The organism is Neobacillus niacini, from assembly GCF_030817695.1.
GTDB classification, from domain to species: Bacteria; Bacillota; Bacilli; order Bacillales; family Cytobacillaceae; genus Neobacillus; species Neobacillus niacini_F.
Genome location: NZ_JAUSZQ010000002.1, coordinates 2,165,553 through 2,179,979 on the forward strand (window position 1 = coordinate 2,165,553; position 14,427 = coordinate 2,179,979).

General features: G+C 38.2%; 13 protein-coding genes. 12 read left to right on the forward strand and 1 reads right to left on the reverse strand.

Annotated elements, in window-relative coordinates; translation table 11 throughout:
• Positions 1 to 2 precede the first annotated feature (2 nt).
• On the forward strand, positions 3 to 575 hold the full coding sequence (locus QFZ28_RS11205) for an isoprenylcysteine carboxyl methyltransferase family protein (RefSeq protein WP_307194703.1): 573 nt from the start codon (positions 3 to 5) through the stop codon (positions 573 to 575).
• A gap of 436 nt (positions 576 to 1,011) precedes the next feature.
• Here QFZ28_RS11205 and QFZ28_RS11210 read toward each other — a convergent pair whose 3' ends face one another.
• Complete coding sequence (locus QFZ28_RS11210; RefSeq protein WP_307194704.1) at positions 1,012 to 2,070, reverse strand: phosphotransferase family protein; 1,059 nt, start codon at positions 2,068 to 2,070, stop codon at positions 1,012 to 1,014.
• A gap of 269 nt (positions 2,071 to 2,339) precedes the next feature.
• Between QFZ28_RS11210 and QFZ28_RS11215 the strand changes: the two genes are divergently transcribed.
• The 11 genes from QFZ28_RS11215 to QFZ28_RS11265 all read left to right on the forward strand — a co-directional run bounded on the left by QFZ28_RS11215 (position 2,340) and on the right by QFZ28_RS11265 (position 14,403).
• Positions 2,340 to 4,100, forward strand: coding sequence for a sigma 54-interacting transcriptional regulator (locus QFZ28_RS11215; RefSeq protein ID WP_307194705.1), 1,761 nt, complete (start codon positions 2,340 to 2,342; stop codon positions 4,098 to 4,100).
• A gap of 335 nt (positions 4,101 to 4,435) precedes the next feature.
• Positions 4,436 to 5,587: a thiolase family protein gene (locus tag QFZ28_RS11220; RefSeq protein WP_307194706.1), complete on the forward strand. Its 1,152-nt coding sequence runs from the start codon at positions 4,436 to 4,438 to the stop codon at positions 5,585 to 5,587.
• Between the two features lie 51 nt (positions 5,588 to 5,638).
• Positions 5,639 to 6,409 carry a 3-hydroxyacyl-CoA dehydrogenase gene (locus tag QFZ28_RS11225; protein ID WP_307194707.1) on the forward strand — a complete coding sequence of 257 codons (771 nt, stop codon included), beginning with the start codon at positions 5,639 to 5,641 and terminating at the stop codon, positions 6,407 to 6,409.
• 46 nt (positions 6,410 to 6,455) lie between these two features.
• Positions 6,456 to 7,247, forward strand: a complete 792-nt coding sequence (locus QFZ28_RS11230) for an enoyl-CoA hydratase/isomerase family protein (RefSeq protein WP_373428125.1) — start codon at positions 6,456 to 6,458, stop codon at positions 7,245 to 7,247.
• A gap of 78 nt (positions 7,248 to 7,325) precedes the next feature.
• Entirely contained in the window at positions 7,326 to 8,531 is a 1,206-nt protein-coding gene (locus QFZ28_RS11235) for an acyl-CoA dehydrogenase family protein (protein WP_307194709.1), read from the forward strand.
• A 54-nt stretch (positions 8,532 to 8,585) separates the two neighbouring features.
• Positions 8,586 to 9,086 (forward strand): flavin reductase family protein, encoded by a 501-nt coding sequence (locus tag QFZ28_RS11240; protein ID WP_307194710.1) that lies wholly within the window; start codon positions 8,586 to 8,588, stop codon positions 9,084 to 9,086.
• A gap of 66 nt (positions 9,087 to 9,152) precedes the next feature.
• Positions 9,153 to 9,695: an NADPH-dependent FMN reductase gene (locus tag QFZ28_RS11245; RefSeq protein ID WP_307194711.1), complete on the forward strand. Its 543-nt coding sequence runs from the start codon at positions 9,153 to 9,155 to the stop codon at positions 9,693 to 9,695.
• A 17-nt stretch (positions 9,696 to 9,712) separates the two neighbouring features.
• The gene (locus QFZ28_RS11250; protein WP_307194712.1) at positions 9,713 to 10,699 is read left to right on the forward strand and encodes a 3,4-dihydroxy-2-butanone-4-phosphate synthase; all 987 of its coding nucleotides are present in this window, start codon (positions 9,713 to 9,715) and stop codon (positions 10,697 to 10,699) included.
• Between the two features lie 430 nt (positions 10,700 to 11,129).
• On the forward strand, positions 11,130 to 12,197 hold the full coding sequence (locus tag QFZ28_RS11255; RefSeq protein WP_307194713.1) for an LLM class flavin-dependent oxidoreductase: 1,068 nt from the start codon (positions 11,130 to 11,132) through the stop codon (positions 12,195 to 12,197).
• 39 nt (positions 12,198 to 12,236) lie between these two features.
• Positions 12,237 to 13,034: an alpha/beta fold hydrolase gene (locus QFZ28_RS11260; RefSeq protein ID WP_307194714.1), complete on the forward strand. Its 798-nt coding sequence runs from the start codon at positions 12,237 to 12,239 to the stop codon at positions 13,032 to 13,034.
• 154 nt (positions 13,035 to 13,188) lie between these two features.
• Positions 13,189 to 14,403, forward strand: coding sequence for an acyl-CoA dehydrogenase family protein (locus QFZ28_RS11265; RefSeq protein WP_307194715.1), 1,215 nt, complete (start codon positions 13,189 to 13,191; stop codon positions 14,401 to 14,403).
• The last annotated feature ends 24 nt before the right edge of the window (positions 14,404 to 14,427 follow it).

A 14,427-nucleotide genomic window follows, 5' to 3' on the forward strand; every position in this document is an offset into this window, starting at 1 on the left:
TGATGTTTCCTTTTTTGATATTTATTTCGGTTTTAATTATTCAACGTTTACTTGAGTTAGTGATTGCTCGAAGAAATGAGAAGTGGATGAAGGAACAGGGTGGAGTAGAATTTGGTATGAAGCATTATCAATTTATCGTGTTAATGCATTCTATGTTTTTTGTTGTCTTACTTTTTGAGAAAATTACCTTTTCGCGTGAGTTTTCAGCTTTCTGGCCATTGTTGGCAGCAGTGTTTGTTTGTGCGCAACTGATTAGAGTTTGGGCAATCTCGTCGCTTGGACGTTTTTGGAATACCAAAATTATTGTTTTACCTAATGTGGAAGTCGTTAGAAGAGGTCCGTACCGTTTTATCAAACACCCAAATTATTTGGTCGTTTCCATTGAACTTTTGGTCGTACCATTGATGTTCGGTGCATACATAACTGCTTGCTTGTTTACGATATTAAATATACTTATGTTGTCTATCAGAATTCCAGCAGAGGAAAAAGCACTGCGGGAACTCACGGAATACGAAGGAAGCTTTGCGAGCTGTAATCGATTTTTGCCAAAATTGTTAAATAAATATGACAATTAACTTATCTATGTTGAAAATGATTATCAGTTGTGATATTCTAATTTTAAAGTAGAATGAAAATCATTCTCATCACAGTCGAGCGGATAGGAAGGTGTTAATATGGCTTTTGCATTTGTAGGTGGAACGGTAATCATATACGCATTTGTCATGAAGCACGTCTTAAAAAACGTAACACGTTAAAGGATAAATACATTAAGCTAAGCCAAGGAGGGGTCCCTTGGCTTATTTTTTTGGTCTGGAGTAAACATCCGTTCAAAGAGATTGTATTTTCTTAAAGTGTGGTGTAACTTTTTTGTTGTGTGTTTAATAAGGTAGATTCCTCTTCAAAATACTTTAAAATTTCAATAGAAATAAAAAGTTCAAATAAGTACATTATTTCCCCTCCTATCAATAAATTTTTAATTAAATTTGACTTAATCCTTGCTTATAACCTTTCTTATTTTGTATGATTCAAATAAATAACATCATGAGATAATGTCATTAAATTGTGAATGCCCTTATTTAAAGAACTAAATCGATTATCTCCAAGATGTCCTTCCTTCCATCTGTAATAAATCTGCTGTAAAATGACCGCAATTTTAAAATAGGCGAAAGCTAAGTAAAAAGGAAAATTAGAAAGGTCTCTGTTACTCCGCTTAGCATATCGCTCGATAAACTCTTCCCTAGAAATAAATCCGCCTAAAGTTGTTACTGAATTAATGGCGGTAAATGGGTCATTTTCATCCTTCCAATAAGCAATTGCAGAGGCTAAATCAGTAAGAGGATCTCCAATCGTAGACAATTCCCAGTCAAAAACCCCTACGACTTTTCCAGGATTGGTTTTCGAAAGCATCATATTATTTAGTTTGTAATCATTGTGGACGATGGTTGGGCTTGGTGAATTTGGTATGTTTGCCATAATCCACTTTTCAATAGCAGGATAAACTTTAATTTCATCGGTTTTACAATTGTGATACCTTTTGATCCATCCATGTACTTGTCTTTCTAAATAGCCATCTGGTTTCCCCATATCTTGCAATCCATTTTTTTTATAATCAATTTCGTGAAGTTGAACCAATGTATCAACGGTCGATTCAGAAATGGTTTTTTTAATATTTGGTATAGCACTAAATTCAGCTGGGATTGTATCGTCAAGAACAACCCCATTTTTTTTCTCCATTACATAAAATGGCTTATCCATAATTTCAGGATTGTGCTCACAAAAGTATGGTTTTGGAGCAAGCGGGAAAACTGGATTGATTTTCTCTAACAAACGATACTCTCTTTCAACATCATGAGCTTTAGGCGGGATTTTACCAAAAGGGGGCCGTCTCATGACCGCTTCCCATTTTCCTACTTTAATAAGAAATGTTAAGTTTGAATATCCTTCTGAAAATTGTTTGACTTCCATTTGCGCTGTATCAAGCTGGATTTGACTCCTAAGATACGTTTCAAACTCCGTCCAGTTAATTTCATTTTCAGATTGAGCCGAAACATTTATTTTTTGTGTTAACATTTTTAAACCTCCTAAAAAACTTTCACTTTATATAAATTCATGCAAAAACCATGCCAATCATTAAGTCTTGGAATATAAACGGTAAATACGAGATTCAGATAGTACCATCAAATCCGTCCGTTGATTACTTTTCAGACAAAGGCCTATTAAATGTGTAGCGATATCAAACAGTTTAGGGAGTAGAGGAGTAATTTACCTTGACTACTACTCTTTTTCAACAGATACTTTAGGAAAAGACAATGTATAGATGACGAAAGGGGATGAATGATTTGATAAACGTTAAGGACTTTATGACCCCAATTCAAGAATATTTACAACCAAATCAAACACTGCATGACGCCATCTTCCTTATGAATAAATATAGGTTGAATACGTTACCGGTAGTCGATGCGTCAGAAAAACTGATTGGCGTTTTTACTCGGAGTGTTTTGTATCAACAGCTTTTATCAAATGAAAAAATGCAAACATCCATTGGGAAATTTATTAGAAAAGATATCGGTACTATTTCTGAAGACACTTCTGTGGAAGAACTGGAAGAACAGATTGCTGTTAGTGAAGTGGGCACTGGTTTTGTTGTAGATAAAACTGGAAAGCCGATTGGAGTGATTGATAAAGCGGATGCTATCAAAAGTTTTCTTCAAAAGACACAATTGCTTACGGAGCAGTTAAAATGGAAAAGCCTGCTTCAAACAGTGATTGACAACTCTTATGATGGCTTAGTTATGGTAAATGAAAAGGGAAACATCACTTTTGTAAGCCCTTCCTTAATAGAACTTTTTGATCTTAACCCACATGAAATCGAAGACGTTCCCATTGACTCCATTTTTCCTCATTTTGAATTAACAACAGTATTTAAAACAGGGATTGCAGAAATAAGTGATTTTATGGAAATTAAAGGAATCAACTACATTGTCCATCGAATTCCTGTATACCAAGAAGATCAAATCATCGGTGCCATCGGAAAAATTGTTTATCGTCAGCTTCAAGAGGTTCGTGAGAGATTTAGAAGTTATGAAAAATTGGAAAAACAAAATGATGTTGCAACTAAGAAGGCTGAAACATCACGATTTACCTTTGATGAAATTCTCTCCCACAATTCTCAAATGGAAAAATTGTTTCGAAGCGGGATGAAAGCCGCTAAAGGAAAGACCACCATTATGATTCGCGGTGAAAGTGGTACAGGAAAAGAACTATTTGCCCACGCAATTCACAGTGCTAGCAATCGGAAAAATGGCCCGTTCATTACTGTAAACTGTGCGGCTATCCCAGAGCATTTATTAGAGTCAGAATTTTTCGGATATGACGAAGGTGCTTTTACAGGTGCAAAACAAAAAGGGAAAGCTGGGAAATTTGAAATGGCGGATGGGGGAACCCTTTTCTTGGATGAAGTAGGAGATATGTCTCTTCAGCTTCAGGCAAAGTTACTCCGTGTGTTACAAGAAAGAGAGTTTTACCGTGTTGGTGGGACAAACAGAATATCCGTCGATGTTCGGATTATTACAGCGACCCATCAAAAATTAGAAGAAATGGTTGAGGGTGGAAAATTCAGAGAAGATTTATTTTATCGGTTAAATGTCATTTCGATTGAGATTCCTCCTCTTCGAAAAAGAAAAGAAGATATTTTGCAGTTAAGTCATGCCTTTATTAGTGAATTAAATAAACAAAATGGCACCAGTATTATTGGTTGGGATCCAGTAGTAGAACAAGCTTTAATGGAATATGATTGGCCAGGTAATGTTCGTGAACTCCGCAATGTATTTGAACGGGCAATGGTTTTTGCAGAAAATGGAATGATCACCTTAGAAGATTTACCTGATTATTTACTAAAGAAAATCGGGATGAGTATATTTCTAGAAGAAGAGAATGAAAACTGTGATAAAACATTGCTAGAAAAGGCCGAAGAGATGGCGATAAAAGTAGCTTTAAAGAAATCGGATGGAAACAAAAGTAAAGCATGTAAACTACTAGGCATTAGTCGTTCAGTGCTTTATGATAAGCTAAAAAAATACGATGATATAAAAATACCCTAATATTGATTTACGATAAATTCTCTAAAAAAGCACATGTATGTGCTTTTTTTGTTGGTCACCAATACATACTAATCTAGCACCTGTTTGATTTTCAAACACAAATATCAATCTTCTTCCTACACTTGCTCGTCGTTTGTTTCGGAGGTTTACTTTTTCCCTTCACCTTAATTACTAGTCTTGGTGAGTGTTTTATCAAAGGATAGGTTATCTTTTTGAAAAAATTGGGATTAAATTAATAGTTGGCACAGATTTTGCATTATTATTAGTGACCGGCTAAGACAATTTAATTTTGTAAATAGGAATCTTGTCATTTATTTTGTAGAAGGAGGAAAAGTATGCGTGAAGTAGTGATAGTGGAAGCGGTTCGAACCCCTGTTGGAAAAAGAAAAGGTGTGTTAAGTAATATACGTCCTGATGACTTAGCAGCTGAAGTGTTAAGAGAATTGGTGAACCGAGCGGGAGTATCTCCCGATTTAATAGAGGACGTTATTTTAGGTTGTGTCACCCAAGTTGGAGAGCAGGGAGTAAACATCGCCCGTACAGCTGCACTTACCGCTGGGTTCCCAATACATGTACCTGGGACGACCATCGATCGCCAATGTGGCTCCAGTCAACAGGCTGTTCATTTTGCGGCCCAAGCGATTTTAAGTGGTGATATGGATATCGTGATTGCAGGTGGAGTTGAAAGCATGACACGCGTTCCGATGATGTCGAATTTTACAGGAACATCGTGGAGTGAAAAGCTTACCTCTCAACACGAAATCATTCATCAAGGATTGTCAGCAGAGCGAATTGCCGAAAAATGGGGAATTACTCGCGGACAGGCAGATGAATTTGCATTAGAAAGTCACAAAAAAGCATTAAAAGCTCAAGAAGAAGGTCGGTTTGATCGAGAAATCATGCCAATTGAAGTGACATTAGAAGACGGGACTAAGCAAGTGATTACACATGATGAAGGTCCGCGTAAAGACACGACAATTGAAAAGCTTGGAAGCTTAAAACCAGCTTTTATTGAAAACGGAGTCATTAGTGCGGGAAATGCCAGTCAGATGAGTGACGGAGCTTCTGCATTACTACTTATGTCAAAAGAAAAGGCGTTAGAATTGGGTCTTCAGCCCCGTTTTAAAGTTTTAGCCCGCACTGTAGTTGGCTCCGATCCAACCTTAATGTTAACGGGTCCGATTGAAGCAACGAGACTAGTACTTAAGAAGGCAAAATTGGAAGTTTCCGATATTGATATTTTTGAAGTAAATGAAGCGTTTGCTCCTGTCCCTATGGCTTGGCTAGAAGAGATTAAAGCGGATCCATCTAAGTTGAATCCAAATGGTGGGGCAATTGCTCTCGGCCATCCATTAGGTGCAAGTGGAGCCAGAGTAATGATTACCCTAATCCATGAGATGGAGAGAACCGGCAGTAAGTTTGGCCTTCAATCGATTTGCGAAGGAAACGGGATGGCTAATGCAACCATTCTTGAAAGAATTGAGTAACTGAAAAAATTGATGAATAGAAAGAATAAATTTTTGAAGGAGGAATTTTTAATGAATATGAAAGATGTAATTGCAGTTGTAACCGGAGGGAGTTCTGGTTTAGGAGAGGCAACGGTAACACGAATTGTTGAAAACGGTGGAAAAGCGGTCATTATTGATTTATCAGAGGAAAGAGGAGCAGTTATTATTGAAAAATTAGGATCAGATAATGTCCTATTTACAAAAGCAGATGTTTCAAATGAAGAAGAAGTTTCGCAAGCGTTATCACAGACAGTTGAAAAGTTTGGTCAAATCAATACAGTGGTGAATTGTGCTGGTATCGGACCGGCTAAAAAATTATTGGGTCGTGATGGTGTTCATGATCTTGCTGGATATAACAAAATTATCCAGGTAAATTTGGTTGGAACGTTCAATGTTACTCGATTAGCAGCTGAGAAAATGGTAAACAATGAACCGAATAGTGAAGGTGAGCGCGGGGTAATTATCAATACGGCTTCTGTTGCTGCTTTTGAAGGACAAATCGGTCAGGTTGCTTATAGTGCTTCAAAAGGTGGAGTCGTAGCTATGACGCTGCCAATCGCAAGGGAGTTAGCTCGATATGGAATCAGGGTGATGACAATCGCACCAGGTCTTATCCAAACACCGTTATTTGATACGCTTCCAGAAAAAGCAAGAGATTCCCTAGGAGCCATGGTACCATTCCCATCCCGTCTTGGATACCCAGCTGAATATGCGCAGCTTGCCCAAAGCATCATCGAAAACCCAATGCTAAATGGAGAGGTAATCCGTTTGGACGGTGCAATTCGGATGCAACCTAAGTAAGATACTAGTAGGATGAAAGATTAATAAATTGATTAAGAAAAGGGGGATCAGAATGAGTCAACTCGTTCAATTTACAAAACAAGATGGTGTTGCTACGGTAACAATTGATAATCCACCAATGAATGTATTAAGCACTCGTGTAGCTCAGGCGATAAAAGATATTTTCCTTCAGATAAAAGAGGATCCAGAGGTTATTGCTGTCATTGTAACAGGGAATGGAGATCGGGCATTTATGGCCGGAGCTGATATCAAGGAATTTCCAGGTTGGATTGAATTAGGGAAAGAAGAGGTAAGAAAGATTGCGAAGGCGAATCATGAAGTCTTCAATTTGATTGAAGATCTTCGACAGCCCACCATTGCTTTGTTAAACGGCTTTACATTAGGCGGAGGTTGCGAATTAGCATTGGCTTGCGATATTCGAATTGCAGAAGAACATGCAAAGCTTGGTTTACCAGAGGTGAATTTAGGTTTATTCCCTGGAGCCGGAGGTACTCAAAGGCTGCCTAAACTGGTTGGACCGGCAAAAGCGAAGGAAATCATGTTTTTAGGAGAAGCAATCACAGCAAATGAATCCTTGAGTATCGGACTAGTGAACCAAGTCGTACCTAAGGGAGAAGGCATGAGAGCGGCAAAATCTATGGCCCAAAAAATTGCTGGCCAGTCGTTGCAAGCTTTAAGCCGAATCAAGAAGGCAGTGAATGAGGGAGCGGATCAACCTTTAGATTCAGCCCTTGAACTTGAATTAAATCTTTTTACAGATATTTTTAGTACAGAGGATGTTCGCGAGGGAGTTCAAGCGTTTATTGAAAAACGTGCTGCGAAATTTACCCATAAATAGAAAAGCGTTTTTAACTTGCGATGAAGAAAAGGTTTCGATTACTTAATATGTTTTTATCCTAATACTGGAGGAGTTTACATGTTATTTGAAAAGAGTCAAAAAGTGCAGGAATTGGAAGAAAAAGTAAAGGTGTTTATGGATGAAATTGTTTTACCAAATGAAAGTGTTTATGAAGAGCAACTGAACGCAGGAAAAAGTCGCTGGGAAATCCCACCAATTATTGAAGAAATGAAAGCGCAGGCAAAAGAAGCTGGACTTTGGAATCTATTTATACAAAGTAAGGAACGTGGGGCAGGTTTAACAAACCTTGAATATGCGCCATTAAAAGAAATCATGGGCCGTTCACTGATTGGACCAGAAGTTTTCAACTGCTCAGCTCCAGATACAGGTAACATGGAACTTTTAGAACATTATGGTTCCCCCGAACAAAAGGAACAATGGTTGATTCCACTTTTAAATGGAGAAATTCGTTCTGCCTATGTCATGACAGAACCTGATGTTGCTTCTTCTGATGCAACAAATATTTCGACGAGTATTGAGCGTGATGGAGATGAGTATGTAATAAACGGAAAGAAATGGTGGATTTCTAGCGTCAAGGACCCACGTTGTAAAGTCATGATTTTAATGGGAAAAACCGATCCGAATGCGGAAAGACATAAACAGCAATCGATGATTATTGTCCCAATGGGAACACCTGGCGTCGAAATTAAAGATCACCTTTCTGTCTATGGTTATGATGATGCTCCACACGGACACGCATTTGTTGACTTTAATAATGTTCGTGTTCCAGCTTCAAACTTGATTCTTGGCGAAGGCCGAGGCTTTGAAATTGCCCAGGGTCGCCTTGGACCAGGCCGGATTCACCATTGTATGCGCTTTATTGGGATGGCAGAGCGTGCTTTGGAATTATTGATCGACCGTGCGCGAAACAGGGTTACCTTTGGAAAGCCAGTCATTGAACAAGGTGTCATCCGAAGGTGGATTGCAGATTCTCGCATTGAAATTGATCAAGCAAGATTGTTAACCTTAAATGCCGCTCATATGATGGATACTGTTGGAAACAAAGTAGCTCGAAAAGAAATCGCGATGATTAAAGTGCTTGTACCGAATATGGCTATCAATGTCATTGACCGGGCTATCCAAGTTCATGGAGCAGGCGGCGTAAGTGATGTCTTTCCATTGGCACAACTTTGGGCACATGTTCGTTCGCTTAAATTTGCTGACGGGCCAGATGAAGTTCATGCAGAAACCGTTGCAAAATTAGAAATCAGAAGGTTTGATTAAGATAAAATCTTTAATTTCGTATTTATAAAAAAACAACAGGAAAGGTGATATATTATGACGGAAACTATTAATAAAGTAGATACATTTAAGCAAATCATGGGCGAGTATCCGACTGGGGTAACGATTGTAACAACGATGGATGCACAAGGAACACCAGTTGGACTAACAGTCAATTCTTTTGCCTCTGTCTCGCTTGATCCCCTTATTGTACTATGGAGTATTGATAAAAAGGTATCCTCTTTAGCCGCATTTATGAAGGCAGAGAAGTTTGTAGTACACACATTATCAGCTGATCAAACGGATGCGTGTTGGGCATTTGCCGGAAAAGAAGCGGATCGTTTTTCAAAGGTGAATTGGAAGGTATCTGAGAATGGTTTACCAGTTATTACAGATTCATTAGGAATCCTAGAGTGTAAAACGATACAACAAATCGATGCAGGGGACCATGTCATCCTACTTGGTGAGGTAATTGAATTAAAGAAAGCAGATAAGAGTCCATTGCTTTACTACAATAGAAATATAGCTCCGGTTCCAGCCAATTGGCCTGAAAAATAGAGATTAGGTTGGTCACCTAAGACAAGAATAGATGCCAAATAAGCTCAAATAGGGGAGAAGTCATATATGAAAATATTAGGGATATCGGGAACGATAACTGGGTCTAAGACATCAATTGTTATCAATAGAGTAATAGAAGAAATAAAAAAACTAAACCCCGAAATAGAAACCGAAATATTAGACCTTAAGCAGTTTAATGTTCAATTTTGTGATGGCCGTCCATCCTTAGATTATACAGGTGATACCAAGAAAGTAATTGATTTAATATCCTCTGCTGATTCCTATGTGATTGGGACCCCGATATTCCAAGGGTCCTTCAGCGGAGCATTAAAAAATTTAATCGATTTGGTGCCTCCTGCTGAATTTCATCATAAAGTTATGGGATTCGTAGCTACAGGAGGGAATCACCAGCATTACCTTGTGATTGAAAATCAATTAAAGCCGATCGCAGGCTATTTAAATGCCTATGTGACCCCAAGTTTCGTATTTGCTCATAATGAACATTTTAGTGCTCATAACGAAATTGAAGATCCGGAATTATTGAAAAAGATTGGAGAGCTTTCTCAGCAGATTGTCTACATGCAGGATAGATTAATAAACTCTAAATAAGAAAGTAGTGGTTCGGAATGAGTGTATTATCATCGCTTAAACTTCCGTTAAGCCAGTTTAAAGATGGTGGATTAATAATCATGTATGATGATATAAAAACCCACATCGGGATCATAATTGGTTTAGGTGAGTCCGTAAATGCGGAAAAAGTTAATTTGATGACAAAAATTGGCAGAGGGTTGGTTTATGCTTGTATTACCGAGGAAAGAGCTAAACAATTAGAATTTCCAAAAATGGACTGTAACATGGATGATACTAAACCGTTCGCTGTTTCAATTGATTATAAAGACACAACAACTGGAATTTCCAGCTTTGAACGATCGGATACAATTAAAGCATTGACTGTTGCTGAGGTTCAAGCAAATGATTTCAAAAGACCAGGTCATCTTTTTCCATTAATAAGTAAAGAAAGAGGTTTAATGGAGCGTGTTGATCTAACGGAAGCGGTTATTGATCTGACAAAGATGGTATCCAATATTCATATTGGATATATGTCAGAAATTTTAAATATAAATGGCGATGTAGCCAGTAAGGAAGAGGTTGAAGAGGTTTCAAGGGTAAATGGTTTACCTATTTTACAAATGAGTGAATTACTTAAGATGACAAAAGACCAAGAAATTTGTTCATTTAATGGAATGGTTATAAATGGGAGAAAACTTGGCAGAAGTATCGGTTTCCCTACAGCAAATCTTAATCCCCAAGAACAAATTGTAGGTTTGCTTAAAGGGGTTTATGGAGTGAAGGTTTGTTTTGACGGTCAAGAATTTATTGGCGTTATGAATGTTGGATCGAGACCAACATTTAATGAAAATGAAGAATCCATACATTATGAGGTCCATATCCTGGATTTCGATCAAGATCTATATTGGAAAAATATCGAGGTCAAGGTATGTTTTTTCCTAAGAGATGAAATCTCCTTTTCTAGTATTTCTGACTTGATCTCTCAAATAGAAAAAGATATTAAATTGGTCAAAAACAGATTTAATTTAATTGTATTAGAATAAATGCTTGTCTTCAAAAATAGTATAAAATGACCGAGGCCTTCATTCAATGAAGGCGTTTTCTTTTTGTCTAGAAAATTTAGATTCAATTTGGTGTGAATAACTTTGATATAGCTAGCTGAATCCAGCTCCAGCGCCTAGCCCCTCGAGTTAAATAATCTTTAGCTATAAGAGTCATAAAGCGACATTTTTGCCGAAGAACATTTGCTTATCGGGGCTGATCAAGGCGCTTGAGCTTTTTGTTCTGCTGAAAAAAATAATTGGTTTAAGATTGTGTAATATTTAGAAAATTTAAAAAAGTGTTGAAAGCAGTTAAAAAGCTTGTTATAATAAATTCAAACAAACGGTTGATTTTTTAAAATTGAAGTCATCCTAATAAACTAGTTGATCGTTTGATATCGAAAGAACATTAAAAAGGAGTGTTGATGGTCGGATGAAAACAGGTCTATTTTATGTAAACGAATGTCATGATGGAAACCATGAGAGAGCTTATGCAGAAATGTTAGAACAGATACAGTATGCAGGGGAACTTGGATTTGAAAGTGTCTGGCTTGCAGAGCATCACTTTAATGAATATGGTAGTATGCCTTCTCCGCAAGTTGCTGCTGCGGCCATCTCGCAAATTACTAAAAAAATGGATATTGGCATTGGAGTCAGTATTCTGAATTTTGACAATCCCGTTCGAATTGCAGAAGACTATGCGATGGTTGATATTTTAAGTAAAGGCCGCTTGAAATTTGGAGGAGGACGTGGATATCAGCCTCATGAAGCAAAAGGTCTTGGCGTGAGTATGGAAAAAACAAGGGAAAGGTATTGGGAGTATGTCGAAATTATTCAAGGATTGTGGGCTAATGACACTTTCAGTTATGAAGGAGAGTTCTACCAATTTGAGAATTTAAAATTAACCCCAAAACCTCTTCAAAAGAGAATTCCATTTTATCATGCATGTATTAGTCCTGCGTCATTTGATTTAATGGTAGAAAAAGAGGTTCAAGAGTTTATGGTCACACCAACCCTCATGGTAATGGATGATGTTCTTGCTTATACGAAACGGGCAAAAGAACGTTTGCAACAAAAGGGAATCAATCCTTCAGTTCATCTAAACCTGCAAATGAATATTGCTGATAATACAGATCAAGCGATTAGAAATGTAGAAAAAGAAATGAATGTTTATTTTAACCGAGTATTGGATATCATCCCAGGTGCTAAAGGAACACAAGCTCCAGAAACATATGAACGATTTGCTGAAGTTGCAAAAGAAATGGAAGGTCCTGTAGATGTTGGTGGCTTAAATCAATCAGGTATTGCTTTATTAGCAGATGCAAAAGAAGCTGTTAACCGCCTTGAGGCAGCTGAAGACGCCGGTATTAACAGTTTATCTTGTTGGTTCCGCATGGGAGGAATGGAACACCGTAAAGTAATGAGAGCGATGAAGCGCTATGCTGATGAGGTTTTACCTTATTTTAAAGCGGTACAACGTAAACAAAGAGTAGGCCAATAAAAATAAAAGTCAAAATGAATCGCTAGGGAGGAATTTTTTATGCCATATGTTGAGGTAGAAAAAGGGGTTCAGTATTATTATGAGGATGTAGGCCAAGGAAAACCAATTGTGTTTGTTCATGGTTGGGGAGCGAATCGCAAAGTTTGGGAAAGACAGGTTGTGGATTTTAGTGACAAATACAGAGTCATTACCATCGATTGCCGAGGATGTGGGAACTCAGATAATCCTGCACATGGCTATGAAATTTCGCAACTAGCAGATGATCTTAATCAAGTAATTCAAAGTTTAGATTTAAAAGATGCAACTCTTGTTGGCTGGTCCGCTGGTGGATCCATTGTTGTAGATTACGTCAGTCGCTATGGTGGAGAAGCTGTAACAAAGGTGGTTTCTGTAGGCGGGGCCGTACCGCGGTATACTTCAACAGAGGGCTTTGATCTTGGGGCTCCACTAGAAAATGTGAAAGCAACTTTAACAGCGATGAGAGCAAATCGACCAGCAGTAGCGCGTGCCATTGCGGATGGGTGCTTTCACCAAGATGTAGGTCAACCAATGAAAGATTGGCTCTTTAATAACTTCATGGAGCAATCTTGGTTAACGGAAAAGACAATGGCGGATTTAGGCGTAATTGATTTACGTAAACAATTAAAGGAAATTTCGATTCCAGTTGCCTTTTTCCATGGTCTACAAGATGGAGTTGTACCATTCTCTTTATCTGAATATTCCGCTAATGAAGTACCTGGAGCGAAGTTGGTTGCGTTTGAAAACAGTTCCCATGCCCCATTCCTTGAGGAACTGGAACGTTTCAATGAAGAATTAGCTTCATTTATTCAATCTTAAATTTAAAAGTACATCTTAATATTACATTGAACTCGGGTAGGAGCAGAAGAGGTTCTCTATTTTAAAAAAACTTTCTTACAAAGAATGACTTATTTTTTCTGATCCTATCCCGCTAGTGTAAAGACAATCATTTTAAGTAGGGAGAGAGACAAATATGTATGATTTCAGTCCAACAGAAGAGCAAAAAGAGTTATTAGCAAGGGCAATGAAAATAATGGAAGAGGAAGTCTATCCAGCTGAAAAGTACATTGTTCCTGGTGTAGGGCTTCCAGATGAAATTCTGAAACCGATCCAACAAAAAGTGAAAGACCAAAATCTTTGGGCAGCCCATCTTCCAAAAGAAATTGGCGGATTAGGGTTAGGAAATGTCTTTTTAGGATTATTAAATGAATTATTGGGCTCTAGCCCAATTGGCCCTAGAGTGTTTGGCACAGCTGCTCCTGATACAGGAAATACGGAAATTCTATTGAAAGCAGGCTCTCCAGAACAAATCGAACGCTATTTAAAACCTGTTATTAACGATGAGATTCGTTCTTGCTTTGCAATGACAGAGCCAGATGTATCAGGTGCCGACCCAACCGGATTACAAACACGTGCAGTGAGAGACGGGGATGAATGGGTAATCAATGGGAAAAAGTGGTTTATAAGCAATGCTGCGCTTTCAACCTTTGCGATTGTGATGGCTGTTACGGACCCTGATGCAGCTCCACATGAAAGGGCAACCATGTTTCTTGTAGAACGAGGAACCCCAGGCTTTGATCTGATAAGGGATATTGGCGTTATGGGGGATTACAGTGAAGGTGGTCACTGGGAAATCCACTTTAACGACTGTCGGATTCCTGCTGAAAACATCTTAGGTAAGGTAGGGGAAGGATTTAAACTTGCCCAAATGCGATTAGGACCTGGTCGTATCACACATGCGATGCGCTGGTTAGGAGTTATGAACCGCAGTTTCGATTTAATGCTTGATTATGCTCATAAAAGAAAAACACGTGGGAAACCTTTAGCTGAGTTTCAAACGATCCAAAATTTCATTGCCGATTCAGCAGCTGAAATCTCTGCTTCTAGACTGATGACTCTTCATGCTGCCTGGAAAATGGATCAAGGGGAAGATGCAAGAAAGGAAATTGCCTTAATCAAGTTTTATGGAGCAAAAATCCTAAATGATGTGATTAGTCGGGCGATCCAAGTACATGGATCATTAGGATATTCGAAGGACACACCACTTGAAGCATTTTATCGTGAAGCGAGGGCGGCACATATCTATGATGGTCCAGATGAAGTCCATCGGATGGTTGTGGCAAAACGATTTTTAAAGGAACACAAAAATAAAATGAATAATGAATTAACAGTAGCTCACTCTTCATAAATGATTTCCTTTATGAAAAGAAGT